Source organism: Microcystis sp. M53603_WE2 (genome assembly GCF_030065435.1).
The window spans coordinates 1-1,400 of record NZ_JASJFF010000944.1; the positions used below are offsets into that span (position 1 = coordinate 1).

Annotated in this window: 2 protein-coding genes; one reads left to right on the forward strand and one right to left on the reverse strand. The window is 43.7% G+C overall.

The features are described 5' to 3' along the window. Positions 1-417: 417 nt before the first annotated feature. Positions 418-732: a PEP-CTERM sorting domain-containing protein gene (locus PX481_RS19965; RefSeq protein ID WP_288095630.1), complete on the reverse strand. Its 315-nt coding sequence runs from the start codon at positions 730-732 to the stop codon at positions 418-420. Here PX481_RS19965 and PX481_RS19970 point away from each other — a divergent pair. After that, positions 619-942: a hypothetical protein gene (locus PX481_RS19970; RefSeq protein WP_288026780.1), complete on the forward strand. Its 324-nt coding sequence runs from the start codon at positions 619-621 to the stop codon at positions 940-942. The two genes, PX481_RS19965 and PX481_RS19970, sit on opposite strands and share 114 nt — an antisense overlap. Positions 943-1,400 lie beyond the last annotated feature (458 nt).

Genomic DNA, 1,400 nt, shown 5'->3' on the forward strand with positions numbered 1-1,400 from the left:
AAGGTAAATAATTAAAATATTTAAATATTTGGGGCGATTAGTTCAATGTAACAAGTAAGTTACAAGATTTTGATTTTCCCAGAATTTGCCAAAATTTGGCTGTAAATCGGGGTTGCCTACATTTAATAATATGGTATGATCGTGGTATGCTGTGGGCTTAGTTTAACCTTTAAGCTTTAAATCAACGGAAAACCAAGGCAATCAGGGGACTATATCGATTCTCTTGCCCAAAAAAAGCCGCTAGTGGTGACATTTTTTTATGTTGCAATTTTTGAAGTTTTGTAAAGGCTATTGACTTAAAACCAGAATTGTGCAACTCTCCCCGCTCCAAACTCTGGCACTCGCAGACAGTCAACAGCTAATCAAGTTGGGAACTAGGAGGAGAGGTCAACTCCTAGTCCCCTGTTTTTTGGGATATCAATTCCGCTTAAGGTACTTCAGTCCAGCGCCTAAGCCTCCTAGTACCAGCAAACTCAGCACAGTTGACGGTTCGGGAACAGGGGCAGGGGCAGAAAAGTTAGAAATCGTCACACTAGCCCGTCCAAAAAGGTTGTCGCGAGTGAAAATACGGAAACCAAAGCTGTCGCCAGCTAGGACGTTAAACGTCGATGTCCCGTTTTGGAAAACACCTCCCCCATCATTAGTTACTTGGGTGAAGCTGCCGTTGAGCAGATATCCGAAGGGATCCCAGAAAGGCCCATCAGCAGTCGAATAGTTCCAATCAAACGTCACCGTCCCAGCCGCAGCCGCAGTGGTGGTGTAGTCTGTGGTTCCAGAACCGCCAGAACCATTGTTCCCCCCAGTCAGGCTAATGGACGCGGGAGCGCCGCCGGTATTGACGAACCCGTCGGCATTACTATTGGTAAATGTCCAGTTAATGGGATCGTAAGCGTCTTGGAAACCGAACACTGTTGCGGCACTAGCACCAGAAGCAGCGGCTAGGGTGAGGCTAACAGTAGTGACAGTCATTGCGGTCTATGACCGCAATGACTCGAATAATTTTGGCGATTTGGTGGCCATGGCCCTAAAAATAAATTAATGTACCCCTTAAAGTTAAGGTTGATCAAAATATTTTTCAAGAGGATTTTTTATGAAAATATTCAATCCTATCTATATAGCCCACATTCCGCACCCTAAAGTGTCACATTGAAAATTTTATCTAAATCGTCAAAACGATTGCCGGCTCTGAATTACAGGCTAATTTGGTTGCCCAGCAGATGCACAATTAGCCCTAAAAATCTGATAACTCTGATACCAAATTATTGAGATAAACTCTCATTAAGCTGGCGATCGCTAACTAGAGTGTGACACTTCATAATTCTTAGTAATCGCTAAAAGTCTTACTATACAAGGGCTAGAGCAACTTTTGATTTCAACGACTAGGGTGCGGAATGTGGGAT